The 14970-nt window shown below is 58.7% G+C and carries 11 protein-coding genes and 2 tRNA genes; 2 read left to right on the top strand and 11 right to left on the bottom strand.

From position 1 onward, the window contains the following. Window positions 1-322: 322 nt before the first annotated feature. A complete protein-coding gene (locus E8K79_RS02520) occupies window positions 323-907 on the top strand; it encodes a superoxide dismutase (RefSeq protein ID WP_136513343.1) in 585 nt (194 codons plus the stop codon). A gap of 111 nt (window positions 908-1018) precedes the next feature. On the opposite strand, the gene E8K79_RS02525 is transcribed toward E8K79_RS02520, so the two are convergent. From E8K79_RS02525 to E8K79_RS02555, 8 genes are all read right to left on the bottom strand, one after another. Then, on the bottom strand, window positions 1019-2245 hold the full coding sequence (locus E8K79_RS02525; RefSeq protein ID WP_136513344.1) for a sialidase family protein: 1227 nt from the start codon (window positions 2243-2245) through the stop codon (window positions 1019-1021). Between the two features lie 204 nt (window positions 2246-2449). Next, window positions 2450-2617: a hypothetical protein gene (locus E8K79_RS21210; protein ID WP_198419763.1), complete on the bottom strand. Its 168-nt coding sequence runs from the start codon at window positions 2615-2617 to the stop codon at window positions 2450-2452. 39 nt (window positions 2618-2656) lie between these two features. Further along, window positions 2657-3187, bottom strand: coding sequence for a lipocalin family protein (locus E8K79_RS02530; RefSeq protein ID WP_136513345.1), 531 nt, complete (start codon window positions 3185-3187; stop codon window positions 2657-2659). A 10-nt stretch (window positions 3188-3197) separates the two neighbouring features. Continuing rightward, complete coding sequence (locus tag E8K79_RS02535) at window positions 3198-3518, bottom strand: helix-turn-helix domain-containing transcriptional regulator (RefSeq protein WP_136513346.1); 321 nt, start codon at window positions 3516-3518, stop codon at window positions 3198-3200. Window position 3519: 1 nt separating this feature from the next. Then, window positions 3520-3732, bottom strand: a complete 213-nt coding sequence (locus E8K79_RS21770; protein ID WP_246043744.1) for a type II toxin-antitoxin system RelE/ParE family toxin — start codon at window positions 3730-3732, stop codon at window positions 3520-3522. Between the two features lie 309 nt (window positions 3733-4041). After that, the gene (locus tag E8K79_RS02545) at window positions 4042-6513 is read right to left on the bottom strand and encodes a PAS domain-containing protein (protein ID WP_136513347.1); all 2472 of its coding nucleotides are present in this window, start codon (window positions 6511-6513) and stop codon (window positions 4042-4044) included. Between the two features lie 282 nt (window positions 6514-6795). Beyond that, window positions 6796-6882, bottom strand: a tRNA-Leu gene (locus tag E8K79_RS02550). Window positions 6883-6999: 117 nt separating this feature from the next. Beyond that, window positions 7000-9921: an EAL domain-containing protein gene (locus tag E8K79_RS02555; RefSeq protein WP_136513348.1), complete on the bottom strand. Its 2922-nt coding sequence runs from the start codon at window positions 9919-9921 to the stop codon at window positions 7000-7002. Between the two features lie 433 nt (window positions 9922-10354). On the opposite strand from E8K79_RS02555, the gene E8K79_RS02560 reads away from it, so the two are divergent. Next, window positions 10355-10430: transfer RNA gene (locus tag E8K79_RS02560), tRNA-Ala, on the top strand. Window positions 10431-10516: 86 nt separating this feature from the next. Here the strand turns inward: E8K79_RS02560 and E8K79_RS02565 are convergent. From E8K79_RS02565 to E8K79_RS02575, 3 genes are read right to left on the bottom strand one after another with little or no spacing between them, the layout of a single operon-like run. Further along, complete coding sequence (locus E8K79_RS02565; RefSeq protein ID WP_136513349.1) at window positions 10517-11734, bottom strand: lipocalin-like domain-containing protein; 1218 nt, start codon at window positions 11732-11734, stop codon at window positions 10517-10519. Between the two features lies 1 nt (window position 11735). Next, window positions 11736-14270 carry an ABC transporter permease gene (locus tag E8K79_RS02570; protein WP_136513350.1) on the bottom strand — a complete coding sequence of 845 codons (2535 nt, stop codon included), beginning with the start codon at window positions 14268-14270 and terminating at the stop codon, window positions 11736-11738. After that, window positions 14267-14965 (bottom strand): ABC transporter ATP-binding protein, encoded by a 699-nt coding sequence (locus E8K79_RS02575; RefSeq protein ID WP_136513351.1) that lies wholly within the window; start codon window positions 14963-14965, stop codon window positions 14267-14269. The genes E8K79_RS02570 and E8K79_RS02575 overlap by 4 nt, the downstream gene beginning before the upstream one ends. Window positions 14966-14970 lie beyond the last annotated feature (5 nt).

Raw genomic sequence — 14970 nt, forward strand, 5'->3', positions numbered from 1 at the left:
GCAACTGAGCCTCGGCTTCGAGGTCAACTGCCCAGTACGGTAAATGCTAAATGTGCAAGAAAGATGAAATGGTTGCATCATTTTCTCAATCCTGCGGCCAAACCAGCACTTTAAACATCCTGCAACAGAGGGTCAACAAAAATTACCTTCCCCTCACCGAACATCCTTGCTTTCGAGGTTATCGCAAGACGTCAACCGGTCGACTCGTCAGAACCGAGGTTCGCGGCAACAGATGCGTCGGAGGATTTGACAGGGCTAATCGTTCCTATACAATTGGGCCGTGTTTTTGCTGGCCGGTAAATCCAACAAAAGGAGACTTAATATGGCGGCGTTCACGGCGAAAGACTTCTCGGAACTGATAGGTATGCCCGGGTTTAGCGAGGCGCTCCTCAACAACCACTTCACGCTGTACCAAGGGTACGTCAAAAACAGCAACACCCTGGACGAGCAGCTCATCCAGCTGCGCAAGGAAGGCAAGGGAACCGATCCGATGTTTGCAGAGATGAAGCGGCGTTTCGGCTGGGAATTCAACGGCATGAGGCTGCACGAGCTCTACTTTGAGAACCTGGGCGGGAACACGCCCATCAACCAGGACGGCAGGCTGGCCGCGCGGCTGCACCAGGACTTCGGCAGTTTTGATGAGTGGGTACAGGACTTCAAATCGGTGGGCGCAATGCGCGGCATCGGGTGGGCGATCCTGTATCAGGACGTGACCAACGGCAGGCTTTTGAACTTCTGGATCAACGAGCATGACACCGGCCATCCTGCCGGCTGCGTCCCCATCCTTGTCATGGATGTCTTCGAGCACGCCTTCATGACCGACTACGGGCTGAAGCGCGCCGACTACATCAACTCCTTCTTCCAGAACATCGAATGGACCAAGACGGAGGAAAGGCTGCAGATGTAGATTCGACTGTCGTTATCCGAAAAGAAAGGGGACTGGCTCCGCAGGTGCCTGTCCCCTTTTTCTTTCGTAGGACGCTTAGCCGTAAAAGTGCTGTAACCCACACCAGAAGCGTTAACGCATTTCCCCGGCTTGCCAAGTGGCGCCCCAGTCCGTCGAACGTGCGAAACTCATTCCGGCGGCGGCCACAACCAATCCCTCTCCATTAGCACAGAGCGCGCTGATCCGTTCCTTGGGGGCGGTAAAGAGGGCCGCTATCGACCAAGTCTCTCCCCGATCGGTGGATCGAATGATACTGTTGTCGACGGCCGTGATCACTACCCCCCTGTCCGTGAAGATCATCGGCGTGGGATCGTAATTAAAGTCGGCGGAGGCATAGCTTGGAACACCGTTGTCGCGCCATGTGCCGCCGCCGTCATCGGAGATGAGGATATTGCCGAATCTTGTCATGGCGACGACCCGGCCTCTGGAGTCCGCTGCGATAGAGATGATGCGGCCAAAGCAGTCGAGCCCGCGCGACCATTTCCAGCTCGCTCCGTCGTCGACCGAATAGAAGACTACGGTTTGCCCGTAATTCCTGTCTTGGCTGTTGTAAGCCAACAGCGAGCCGGCGGGGGTTCGGTACAGTCTCATCGACTGCAGAAAGAATCCATAGGGAGAAACGGCTTCCTGCCAGTTCGCCCCGGCATCCGCCGACCAGTACACCCAGTCCTTAGGTTGCTCTCCGAAAAGATGATCCTTGGCATGGCCGAAGAAGGCCAAGTGTCCCATGCCATCTGATACGATCGGCGAGGCGAACCTGACATCCGGCAAAAGAAGCCGCTGTTCCCATTGGGCGCCGCAATCTGTCGACCGCAACAGGTAAAGCCCCTCGGGGCCTGCTTCGGCGGCGACCAGCGTCCCCATCTCGCCAGCAACCGCTACATCCGGAATTATGCTGTAGCTGCCACTGGGGTTGACGAAAGGCGCTTTACGCTGCGTTTCGTCCCAAGTGCGGCCGCCATCCTTAGAGCACCACCACCGGCTGCCTTCAGGAACGCTGGTGTACCCACCCGCACACAGGGCAGGAACGTTGCCGCAGGGGAATGGTCTAAGCGAAAGCAGCATGTTACTCGGGACAGGAGTGAAAGCGGCTTGCTGCCACGTTGCTCCGCGGTCTTCTGAAAAAAACGCGAAGCTCGATGGAGCGAATCCCCTACCGTGCAGCCCCAGCGCCACTAAGGTGTCATTGCTGTCACAATAGATATCGCTGATAAGCTTGGCCGGGGGCAACTTGCCGCAGCTACAGCATAAAATAACCATCAAAACGGCGACTGTTATGCATGAAAGAATTCTTCGCATGTCATTGCTCCAAGAGCAATTAAAGTCTATCTGCTGTGGAGTTCACTTGTAACTGCGACAAGTCTTTCAGTGTAGTTTACATTCGAAAAAGCAGCATGCCAGTTATCGCTTGCGGCGGTCTTGCAGCATCTTCGCGATCTCCTCTTCGCCGAGAGGGGCCTGCCCCTTCACTCGCAAGCTCTCAGCCTGATAGGCTCCGCCGGATCAAGACCGGCAGGCAGTGCAGTAAGGATCCAAGGTGCCGTCAATGCGGCAGCCGCACGATGCACAGGCGTTATCCCACTCCGGGTGCCCCGCCACTTCCGCCCTCCTCTTTGCCTCCAACCTTTTCACCTCGGCTTCCATCTCCTCGTTGTATTGAGTTTCAAACATCATCAAGCTCCTTAAGCGCGGCGTCTAAATTGAATGGGTTCAATCCTGGGAAACGTATATCAACTTCCTCGTATCAAAGCCTAATGCGGCAGCCTTCGCAACCAGACGTTCTTTTATAGCATTTTCTATCCGGGGCGTTCTGGAAAGAATCCATAGATACCCCCTGTCAGGACCGCAGACGAGGGAATATTGGTAGTTGTCATGGTCCAGGTCGAATATGACATAGGAACCGTAAAACGGTCCGAAGAAGGAAACCTTCAGATAACCCTGGTCCTGCGCCTTAACAAAATAGGCCTTGCCTGTGGCTTCTTTCCAACGTTTTTCCTTCTCTGAATAGCCTCGATTGACGACCTTCAGACCGCCGTCCTCCCGAAGGCTGTAATCCGCGCTAACCCGGGTCAACCCTCTTTCAAAGGAGTGATCAAGCCGTGCTATTTCGTACCACCTGCCGAGGTAGTTCTGGACCTTGAAATCGTGAACCGGTTCCACCCGATCCGGTATTCCAACACAGCCGGTAAACAGCAGTGTTAACAATAACGATATTTTCTTTATGTCTTGTGTGATTGGCATAAGTCCCTACTCAGGCGGTGGTCACCGTTGTCACCACCCTGACGTGCAATGCCTTTTTCATAGTGGCGAAGATGGCGGAGAGATTTTCCATGGTGGGGTTACCGCTAACCGAGAGCATACGATGCAGGCTCTTTGTCGGTTTTTGCACCTCACAGGCCAACTGCTCAAATCCAACTGTGGCATTGATCAGGTCACGGAGGATCAACTTCGCAGTGGCGGAGTCACCATCGAGCAACAAATCGATAGCCTCATGCAATAGCGCCTTGGCAAAATCAGGGTCCTCTTCGACCCTTTTCTTTACGGTTTCTTTGAAATCCCGAGTTAACGCCATATTATTTCCTCCTATTACGCGCCAGATACTCTTTCCATAACAGAAGGCAACGCTCAATGTCCTTTTGTTGCCCTCTTTTGGTGCCGCCACCCAAGAGAATTATCAGCCTGTCGCCTTCGCGCCCGCAGTAAACGCGGTATCCAGGCCCCCAGTCAATGCGATACTCACCAATGCCTCGAAGCCACCTCACATTGGAGAGATTGCCTTGCTCCATTCTCAGTTTAGCGACAGAAAGCTTGGCCGCTGCCTCAGCGTATCCTGGCTCAGGAACCACTCCTCGTACGGGCTCGTTCCATCTTTGCGTAGATATTCTTCGACACGGAATCCACCCATAAAGTAACCTATGTGTTACCGTCTTACAAGGATTTTAGAATCCTCAAGATGTTAACACTCAAGTGGATGGATCGCTGAAGATACAAAAAAAACGGCTTAGCCCTCAAGGGGCCAAGCCATGTCTTGTTTTGTGGTGCCGGAGGTCGGGGGCAAGTGCTCACCGTAAGCTTTTGACTTTTTTGCGTGACTGTCACGGCAACTCTCGCCCTTCAGTGTCCAAAGATGTCATTTTTTGCCTCAGGTTCTGGATCGTGTAAGGCTTGGCCACCGCGCCTCGGAACCCGTAGGCAAGATATTCTGCCATTATGGGGTCGTTGGAGTATCCGCTTGATACGATCAAGTTGGCGTCTGCATCCACGGCGAGAATCCTCTCCGCAGCCTCCTTCCCACCCATTCCCCCCGGTATGGTGAGGTCCATGATCACTGCCGCGAAAGGTGTACCCGCCCGGAAGGCGTCTTCGTACAATTGGACTGCCTCGGCGCCCCCGGCGCAGGTGGTTACCCGGTAGCCCAACTCCACCAGCATCAAGGCCGCCAAATCCCTGATCATGGCCTCATCGTCCATCACGAGAACCACTCCTCCCCCATGCTGATAGCCAGCCGCTTGGGTGGCAGCCTCGGCTGCATGGGCCTGATACGTCTCCCCGATAGAAGGGAGGTGAATGGTGAAGGTGGTTCCCCTACCGAGAGCGGAGGCGACGCCGACATGTCCGCCATGCCTTGTTATTATTGAATGGACGGAAGCCAGCCCCAGTCCGTTTCCTCCCGCTTTGGTGGTGAAGTAAGGATCGAAAATCTTGGCCATCACCTCTTCGGTCATGCCGCACCCCTGGTCGGCCACCGTCAACCTGACGTAGCTTCCTGAAGCGAGGCCTAAATCGTTGTCACCGGCAAGGCTCTCGTTACGGGCGGTCACCGCCAGCGTACCGCCACCTGGCATGGCCTGCGAAGCGTTGATAACTATGTTATGCAGGACCTGGCACATCTGGCCCTCGTCGGCGTCGATCGCATGGATCAGCTCGGGGATATCGATCATCCCCTTCACGTTGGACCCGCTCAAGCCGAGCTCCACCGATTCGTTGACGATGGTAGGCAGGGAAACCACCTTCCTTACCGGCTCCCCTCCACGGGCGAAAGTGAGCAACTGGCGAGCGAGCTCAGTGGCCCGCACCGAGGCCTTTTCCGCCTCCTCCAGCGCCTTGGACGATTTATGGCCCGGATCCAGGAAAAGCTGCGCAATAGAGACGTTACCCATGACGCCGGTCAGAATGTTGTTGAAGTCGTGTGCTATGCCGCCGGCAAGGAGGCCAAGCGATTCTAGTTTTTCTATCCGTAACCGTTCCAGTTGGTGCTTCTTGAGATCAGTCACATCCCGGTAGGACCAGAAGCGACCCACGATCTCGTCACCAATCTTCAAGGGCTGGGTGTAGCGGTCGAAATGGCGTCCATCGACGAGGGCCAGCTGGTCCTGGCCTGAAGCTTCCGGGCGGGCGTAGAGCCCATGCACTTTGGCCAGGAACTCGTCAGCCTTGAGTATCCGGGAGGCGATGAAGGGGTGAATGGGGTCACTCACGCCGGTGACCAGTAGTTCCTCCGGGACATCCCAGAGTTCGGCGAACTTCCGGTTCCAGCGCACGATCTCCATGTTACGGTTGACGACCAGGATCCCATCGGGAGTGGATTCGAGGGCGGCGCTGGTCAGCGAGGTGGCATAGGAGAGGAGTTCCTCCGCCCGTTTTCTCTCGGTTATGTCCTGGGCGATGCCTGTGGTTCCTACCACCCTTTCCAGTTCGTCGAAGAGGGGGGTCTTGAAGGTGGAATGCCATCTGGCCCCAGCCGGGGTCACAATTTGCTCCTCCACGTGCTTGGTCTTTCCAGATGCGCAGACTTCACGGTCATCCGCCACGTAATCGGCGGCCATATCCGCGGGGAAGAGGTCGAAGTCAGTTTTACCAAGGCACTCCTCCACCGTTCGACCGGCGGATCTCGCGTACTTTTCGTTGATCATCTCCAGCCTGCCATCGGTGTTCTTCAGCCAGGCCATCATCGGCAGATTGTCCAAAATGGCCCGCTGGCGCAGCAATAGCCTCGCGTTGGCCAATTCGGCCGCCTTCTGTTTTTCGACCTCCCGTGCCAAATCATCGTTTACCCGCTTAAGCTTTTCATTCGCCTCCGAGAGTTGGCCGGTCCGTTCGGCAACCAGCGCCTCAAGTTGCCGGTTGCGATCTTGCAGATCCTTGAGCGGATAGATCTCCCCCTCGTCGGCGATTCCGAATGAGATAGAGATGCTGCTATGGGAGATCTTCCAGCCGGGCTCCTCCTTTCGGAATATGAGCACGAGGCGGGCAATTTTATTCGACAGTATGTGCTCTTCGATGGGAAGATGAATGACGAAGGTGCTACTGGTCACCGCGATGGTTTCGGCCAGCAACTGGATCGAGAGATCCTTCAGTTCGATGTGTATGGGGTCCTTGACCTGAGCGAAGTCCTGACGGGTGACCGCGACCCATGCCTCACGATCCTTCACGAGATAATCGCCGCTACCGGTTATGCCCGAGAAATCGTCACTGAACCAGGCCGTCAGCAGATCGTCGCGAGTCGAGTACATCCGAATGTAGTTATCGAACAGTTCCCGGATTTCCTGGTAGCTTGAGGCGTCCATGAAAGTGATCCCTTCCCATTATTAAAACGTTGACGGTTGGAATAGCCGGGGTGCAGAAACACAGTGGAGGTTTGCCATACTAATTGTCTGAGACACTATACCAGTAACTAAATGGATTTCATGTCAGAATAAGGAAAGTCTGAGGGGACGCGTCTAAGGGTATGGTTGGCTTTCACTCTCTCAGTGATAGCTGAAGTGATTGTAGCTAAAGGTCAGGATGATCGACTGAAACACAAAAAAAACGGCTTAGCCCTCAATGGGCCAAGCCGTCGTCTTTTTGTATGGTGCCGGAGGTCGGGGTCGAACCGACACGGGGTTGCCCCCGCTGGATTTTGAGTCCAGTGCGTCTACCAATTTCACCACTCCGGCATTTATGAAGCGGTTTCTAATATCTCTTGCGAAAAGAGACCAACCTTATATCAGTAAAAAGAAGACTGGTCAAGTCACTTTGCCAGCAATACCAACTTCTTTTGCTTTCCCTATCCCTCAAAGGGTGTTGAGATACTCAACGGCATCGTCTGCTGAGAGAGGCTTGCTGAAAAGATATCCCTGTATGATGTCGCAGCCGTGTTTCACCAGGAACTCCAGTTGTGCCGCGGTTTCCACCCCTTCCGCGACCACTTTTTTACCCAGAGAATGCGACATGGCGATGGTCGCCGACGCAATCGCCGCATCATCCGGGTCTATCTCGATATCCTTCACGAAGGAACGATCTATCTTCAGCTTGTCGACCGGGAAGAGTTTCAAATAGCTCAGCGATGAATACCCGGTGCCAAAATCATCGATGGCTAGGTCTATCCCCATGCTCTTCAGGACGCCGAGGATCCTGATACTTTCCACCGGACGCTCCATAGTCATACTCTCGGTCACTTCCAGTTCGATCATGCCCGGCTCGACCTCGTACCGCGCCATGATGGTGGCAAGCATCTCGGGAAGGTCCGGCTGCTGCAGTTGCCGCGCAGAAAGGTTGACGCTGATCTTCTCGAACGGCACACCGGCTTTCTTCCATTTCGCAGCCTGCTCGCATGCCATCTCGAAGACATGCCGGCCGATCTCGAGGATGAGGCCGGTTTCCTCGGCGATGGAGATGAAGCGCTCGGGGGAAACAAGTCCCGCCTCCGGGCTCAGCCAGCGCACGAGCGCCTCGAAGCCGACGACCTTACCGGTGGCCGCCTCCACCTGCGGCTGGTAATGCAGCACGAACTCGTCATTGGTGATGGCACTGCGCAGGTTGTTCTCCATGGCAAGTCTCTGCCGCGCGGCGGTGTGCATCTCACGGGTAAACATCTGGTAGGTGTTCCTGCCGGCCGCCTTGGCATGGTACATGGCGATGTCGGCGTTCTTGAAAAGCTCGGAGACCGAGGTGCCGTCGTGCGGGAAGACGCTGATGCCGATGCTTGGGCTCGTGTACACCGTGTTGTTGTCCAGGAAGTAAGGCGCGGAGACCGTCTGCAGGATCTTCTCGGCGAGATGCGCAGGCTCGATCTGGGACCGTATCTGCGGCTGCACCACGACGAACTCGTCGCCGCCGAAACGGGCAACGATGTCTTCCGCGCGCAAGGAGCTCTTGAGCCTTGCGGCCACCTCCTTGAGCAACAGGTCGCCTACATGGTGGCCCAGCGTATCGTTGATGGTCTTAAAGCGGTCCAGGTCTACGAAGAAGACGGCCAGTTGGTGCGTGCCGCGCTTCGCCTGTTCGAGGGCCTGTGAGAGCCTCTCCACCAGGGTGTGCCGGTTCGGAAGCGAGGTGAGCGTATCGGTGTGGGCAAGCTGCTCGATGCGCCGCTCCGCCTCTTTGCGCTGCGTTATGTCGGAGAAGGATGCGAAGTAGTTGGTGATCAGGTTGCCCCGCCCGCGGATCGCTGTGATGGTGAGCCATTTGTGATAAAGGGTGCCGTCCTTGCGCTTGTCCCAGATCTCTCCCTGCCAGTAGTTGGTCTCCAGGATGGAACGCCACATGGTGTCATAGAAGGTCTTGTCCTCCACCCCGGATTTCAGGATCCTCGGGTTCTTGCCGAGAGCCTCATCCCGTACATATCCCGTGAACTGCTCAAACGCCCTGTTGGTCTCGATGATGCGGTTCTCGCTGTCGGTTATAACGATCGCCTCACCGCTTTCATTGAAAATCTTCGCCAGCAGCTTTATCCGTCTCTGCGCCTTCATCTGGTCAGAGGTGTCGCGGATGCACTCGATGGCGCCAATGACCTCGCCCTTACTGTCGCGCAGCACGCAGGCGGAGGAGGTGAGGTAGGCGGCATCGTTACCACGCCCGAGAGCGAAGCACTCGCCGTGTACTATGTCGCCGTTACGGGCGAACCCTTCGTAGTTCTGTTCCTCCACCTCGACGTTGGGGTTAAGAACGAGGTCGACCAGCATCGGCCGCCGCTGACCATAGAAAGGAAGAGCATACTCGAAGTCGCCCTTACCCATCATGGTCTCGGACGGAACGCCGGTGAGTCTCGCGAGTTCCCGGCTCCAGACCAGCACGCGCCCTTCCCTGTCGATGATGAGGGTCGCGTCGGGCATGAAGTCGATGATGTTCAGCAGGTACCGGTGGGAGTTACGCAGTTCGCTCTCGAGGTTCTTTCGCTCGGTTACCTCGGTCTCGAGCTGCAGGTTCTTCTCGCGCACCTGGGCCTCGCGGTCGCAGCGCTCGACTTCGAGAACCATGGTGCGCCGGGTGATGAACCCGATGGCGGTAATCCCCAGAAACCAGAGAGCCGCGTAACTCACCAGGACCCCTTGCGTCTGCGCCCGCGCCGCCGCATAGAACGGCTCAAGCGGAATGGAGACGTCTGTCCCCCCGCGAAGCTCTCCCACCTTGATGCCGGTCCAGGCGTGGCATTTAAGGCATGATTGCTCCATGATCATGGGCTGCATCATGCGCAGGTGCGGCTTCCCATCGATGGCGACGAGACCGTGGTAATCCTCACGAGTCCCCTCAACGATGAACAAGGCGGTCTGCTCCCAGGCGTCCGGGGCGTCCACCGGGTTCAGGTACAGCCGCGAGGTGATCCTGGTCCGCACACCGTAGAGTTGCGGTGCCTCCCCGGTTATCTCGTTCATGATCATGGCGGGATTTTTCAGGGTCAGCCCGTGCCCTTCCGTGCTCTTTATGTCGCGGTCGGGGACGTGGTTTAAAAAGGGGCTGGGGGTGACGAGCGGCCCTTGCAGCAGGTACATGTTGCCGCGCTTGGAGGCCCACTTCCTGAATGCCAGGTCTTTCGCGAGGGAAATCTTGGCCTCGGTCTCCGCGAGCTGGAGCGCCTGCCGACGCGCCTGATGCGCCGTCCAGGTCGCCGCACTCGCTATGAGGATGGTCCATACAACGGCGGTAACCATCCCCCTGATTTTGATGACGTTGGCGTTGCTGGTTCTGAAGAAGAGTATTTGTTGCAGTTGGTTCACCTCAGCCTGTCTCCCGGGTGTTAAGAGTGTTCGGCCGGCAACATGAGAAAGGGTCTGTGGACGACTACTGTTTCACATGGTGGGAATTTGTAGGACCGATGCTAAGCTTGCCAGTCAAAACTATCGCACTACCACGACGCATGCAACCGGCACGTTACCTACTCTTATCGGCAACTCTGGCTGTAACTGTATAGGGAGAATCGAAGCAGCTGGTTCGGAACCCCGCAAAAGCATGTTTGGAGGGGCGGTATTCTTATATAACTTCGAAAAATAGGACGTTGCGTGCATGCCACAACATACAGGGTTCCTAACGAGGAGTTCCAGCGTGAAGCCGCCACCAGAGCGGCTGAACAAGTAATTCTTTTTTGCAACCAGTGGAAAATTATCTATTGACACCCCATGCGCCGTTTGCTATAAACATGGCTCCTTAGATGGGGCTGTAGCTCAGTTGGGAGAGCGCTTGAATGGCATTCAAGAGGTCCGCGGTTCGATCCCGCGTAGCTCCACCATCATTTACAAAGGACCTAGGACTCTCCTAGGTCCTTTTTTCGTTTCAGGACCGTTCGGTCAACACCTCCCATCCCACAAGCTGCAATCATTTCTTTCGCTCGTCTTGGCCTGCGTGCCCCGTATCGCCCTCACCAGTCCGGTAACCCGTCATCTCCAGATAACCTGAACCGTTCGGGCTTCCCTGTAGTCCCTTGATCGCCACGGCCCCTTCCCAATAGCGGAAGCCTGTTCTGAGTTCCTGGTCCGGAAGCCTCGGCACGACCTCCAGTGCGAGGTGCGCCGAGGGAACCCGTAATCTCCAGAGTGCAGGATAGCGCGCACCGCTTTCCGGGCTGGTCCACCAGGATGCGACTTCAAGCCGCACATCTTCCCGCTTAAGCGTCCTGGTGCCGCCATTGGCCGCCACAAGCGTGCCGCCGGAGAAAGGATCGCTGCTGCCGTCGCGGCGCCTTAACTGGTAAAACATAAGGTCCCGGCCGTCATCAAGGTGCAGGGCGAACCAGTCCCACCCTACCTGTCCCGATTCAAGCGCCGAGGTGCTCCACTCCCGGTCCAGCCAGGAAAGCCCGTTCACCGTGAAGCGCTCCCCGCCTACGCGGATGACGCCGGCAGTAGACAGTCTCGGGACCGAGTAGTAATACGAGGCGTTGCCCGGGGAGGCGCTCTTCCTGCTGAGCCCCCCTTCCCCGTTCAAGATCTCATGTTTAACGGCGGTGAGATCGAGGTCTATGGCCATGTCGCGGTCCGCGGCGCTAAGGCGCACGCCCCACGGGCCCGCCTTGAATTGCCGTGCGCTCCAGTCCTCCAGATGCACGGCAAAGGGGTCACCGGCGGCACCGGCAAGCCCGAGCGCGGCACGACTGAAGCGCTCGGCAAAATGAAAGCGTTTCCCGTTGACGTCGGTGACCGCAAAGTGGGCCATGAAAACGTCGTCGGCACCCCAGGCTGATTCCCTTTTTGCGGCATGTGGGGTGAGGGCGGTGGAGAAAAAGGTGAGCTGGTAACCGAAACGGCGTCCGTCGGCTCCGGTCAGGTTGCCGGTGAAGTACCACCACTCGTTTCGAAAGCCCGGATGCGGCCCGTGGTCCGCCGGGAACGTGAAGCGCCGCGGTTTCTCAGCTCTTAAGTAACCGGGATCGGCACTCCCCCCGAGCGCCTGGCTCACGCTGAGCCCACCTTCCTCAAGAGCGCCCCTGGTCCGATTCTGGAACTGACGAAGGACAAGAAGCGCCACAAGCACGAGGAGAGCGGCGCAAAAGGCGCCCTTCCACCAGACCTTGAATCTTCCGGCGTCACGGCGCATGTCAGTCCTCCTCCTTGAGTGCAAGCGCGGGAGAAGTGCGCGCGATCCTTAAGGATGGGTAGATGCCGGCGATAAGAGCGGCGCTCAGGGATAGCAGTAGCGCTTCCGCGAGTTCGCCAGGCGTCACGGCGAACTGCATGGTCCATCCGAAGGAACGCAGGTTAATCACGTAGATGAGCACCAGCGCCTCTATGATCCCAAGCGGCAACGATAAAACACCGGCGATGGTGCCGATGATGGCGGTTTCGCCGCAAATCACCCCCCAGACCTGCCCCGGAGTGAGCCCCACCGCACGCATCACGGCCAGCTCCCTCGCCCGCTCCACCTGCATCGCCATGAGGGCCGAGAGTATCCCCACGAAGGCGACCAGCATGGTGAGCATGCGCAAGACGCCCGTGATGGCGAAGGTGCGGTCGAAAATCTCCACTGTCGCCCGGCGGAGCTCGCCGTTGGAGATCACGGTCACCTCCTCCCCCCGTACCTGTTCAAGCACAATGGTCCGCAGCTGCTCCGGTTGCATCCCGTTCAACGCGGTAAAGGACATGCCGTCCACGCTTTCGTCATTGAAGTTATCCACGTAGGCGCGCCGGCTCATGATGACGATGCCCGCATCGCTTCCGTAATCGTAGATGATGCCGGCGATCGGAAAGCGCTTCGGACCGCGGGCGGTGCGCAGGGTGACGCTGTCTCCGGGTCCCACGTGATGACGGTAGCTGTAGGGCTCGGAAACGAGCACCGTCTCCCCGCGGCTGTAGCGCCCCCATATCTGTGCAGGGTCCCCTTTCTTGAAGGGATAGCGCGCGAAGGTGCGCTCCGGCGCATCGACCGAGAAGATCTCGGTGCCCCCTTGCGCCCCCTCGATCAGTACGCGCCGCGATAGGGTCACCTGGGCCTTGTCCCTAAGCGACAGGAGGCGGCGCACCAATGCGGGATCAAGCGGTGGGCGGTAACGCCCGCCGCCGCGGTCGGTGGAGGTGAGGTAGATATCGGCCTGCAGCCAATCTTGCAACCAGTTTTGCACGGTGAGGCGGAAGCCCCCCACCATGATGCCGACGCCAATACCGGCCGCGACCGCCACAACCAGCGCTGCCGTCGCAACCCCGGTTCGGGAAAGAGAAGCCGCCACGCCGCGTGCAGCCATCCTGCCGATAGAGCCGAGAAAGGGGGTGACGACAGGGAGAAGCAGCGAGGTGATGAGCAGTACGGCGGCGGGAACGAGCAGTGTGTACCCGATGATGAGGACGAAGAGCCCGGCGAAGCCGCCGACGATACCCCCACGCTCGAAAAGAAGAAGAGCACCGCCGACGAGGAGCAAAAAGGCCCCGAAGGCGGCCGCACGCGGCACCCTTTTTCTTTGACGCGACTCGACCACGGAACGGGAAAGCACGGCGCGCGGCGGCGCGGAAGTCGCTTCCAGCGCTGCCGGGACGGCCGCGGCAAGCGTTGCGACCACGCCAAGCAGGGCGCCCTTGACGAGCGTGCCTGGCAGAAGCGGCGCACCGCGCACCTCGGTAACGAAGTAGAGGTCGTTGATGGTCCTGGTGACGAGCCTCGTGAGCTCCGAGCCGAGCAGAAAACCGGCGAAGAGGCCGACCAGAGTACCGGCGACGCCTATGATAAGCGCCTCCACGCAGATCATGGTGAAGACCTCGGCGCGGCTCACGCCCAAGGCCCGCAGCATCCCGATCAGGCGCCGCCTGCGGATCACCGAGAAGGTCATCGTGTTGTAGATCAGGAACATCCCGACGACAAGGGCGAGGAGGCTCATCGCGGTCAAGTTGAGCCGGAAGGCACGCGTCAGCCGGTCCAGGGCACCGGCCTTCGCACCGGCGGGGACGATCCCCGCCCCGGCCGGGAGCACGGAGCGCACCTGCCCGAGGACCAGCTCGCCCCCCTCCCCTTCCGGAACCACCAGGTCGATGCGGGTGAGGCGTCCCACTTGCCCCAAAAGTTCCTGGGCGGTGGCGATGTCGCAGACCAGCACCGAGGCGAGCGCTGCGCGACTCACCCTATCGGGAGGCTCCAGGAACCCGGCGAGGTGGAGCTCCCGCCTAACCCCGGCGACCGCGGCAGGAACGCTGGCGCCGCGCGTCAGGTGGTGTTGCGCAGCGGTCTCGCGCAGCATGAGCACCGCGCCGGGCCTCGTCATCAGGTCCGTGAGGACGCCTTTGTCGGTGAAGCGCGAGGAGAAGGAGCGGATGGGCGGTTCAAAAAAGGGATCGATACCGATTAGTTGGAAGGTGACGCCGGAGAGCTGCAGGTGACCGGTCACGACAGGAGCCGCACCGCGCAAACGAAGCTCGACGCGGATGCGACGGTAGAGCTCCTCGGGAAGCCCGGTCGGGCCGCCGACGATCTGGTGCGTCGCCCGCCCGGCGACGGTCTCGGCGGCGATGCGGAAGGCGCGCTGGGCGGACTCGTTGGCGCGATCCACCGCGGTGACTACGGCGACGCCGAGGGCGACCCCGAGCACGGCGAGGACGGCAAGCCAGGGGTGCCGCATGACGTTGCGCATCCCGGCACGCCAAAGGATCATGACCGGGCCCCTGCCTCTACCTCTACCAGTACCCCGTTTCTGATGGTGAGCACGCGGTCGGCAAGTGAGGCCACCTCGCCGCTGTGCGTCACAAGGACGAGCGTGGTGCCGGACGGCCTGAGCAGACGCTGGAAAAGGTCGAGCACCTGACGCCCCGTGTCCGCGTCCAGGTTTCCAGTCGGTTCATCCGCAAGCACCAGTTTCGGCTCGTGCACGAGGGCACGGGCCACGGCGACGCGCTGCTGCTCTCCGCCGGAGAGACGATCCGGGAAGGCGCCCGCGCGGTCGGCAAGGCCTACGGCGTCAAGGAGCTCGCGGGCACGGGTCCTGTGCAAATCGGTGAGCTGACCGGAAAGTTCAAGGGGAAGGAGGATGTTCTCAAGCACGGTGAGGGTCGGGATCAGGTTGTAGAACTGGAAAACGAAGCCGATATGGTAGCGGCGAAAAAGGGTGCGTTCCCGCTCGCTCATGCGGTTCAGCGCACGCCCCTCGATCAGGACCTCGCCGCGGTCGGGGAGATCGATGCCGCTTAAGAGGTTTAAGAGGGTGGATTTCCCGGAACCGCTCCGCCCCAGTAGAAACACCCACTCGCCAGGCGTGATGGCGAGCGCGGCGTCGCGAAAGACCACGCGCTCACGGTCCCCCTCGACGAAGCTCTTGCCGATCCCCTGCAGTTCAACAATCGGTTCCGCCATCACAC

Source organism: Geomonas edaphica (assembly GCF_004917075.1).
GTDB lineage: Bacteria > Desulfobacterota > Desulfuromonadia > Geobacterales > Geobacteraceae > Geomonas > Geomonas edaphica.